The following is a 295-nucleotide window of genomic DNA, read 5'->3' on the forward strand; positions in this document are numbered from 1 at the left end:
GATTAGATAAATCTATCTGCCTTGCATATTGTTTGGATGTCGATATCTAGTTTTCAAAGAACATTAATTTAAAAATGCATCATCGTAAGATGTGCAATGGTGGAGCTTAGCGGGATCGAACCGCTGACCTCCTGCGTGCAAGGCAGGCGCTCTCCCAGCTGAGCTAAAGCCCCATAATGGGAATGAAATTTATGAAAATGGTGGGCCTAAATGGACTCGAACCATCGACCTCACGCTTATCAGGCGTGCGCTCTAACCAGCTGAGCTATAGGCCCCTAAAGGAAGTTAAGTTCCT

The 295-nt window shown here is 45.4% G+C and carries 2 tRNA genes; both read right to left on the reverse strand.

Annotated features, from left to right (window positions below):
- Positions 1-97 precede the first annotated feature (97 nt).
- Positions 98-173, reverse strand: a tRNA-Ala gene (locus HU823_RS21775).
- 25 nt (positions 174-198) lie between these two features.
- Positions 199-275 (reverse strand) — tRNA-Ile (locus HU823_RS21780).
- Positions 276-295: the final 20 nt, after the last annotated feature.

The sequence above is a fragment of the Fictibacillus sp. 18YEL24 genome (assembly GCF_015903855.1).
Taxonomy (GTDB): domain Bacteria; phylum Bacillota; class Bacilli; order Bacillales; family Fictibacillaceae; genus Fictibacillus; species Fictibacillus phosphorivorans_C.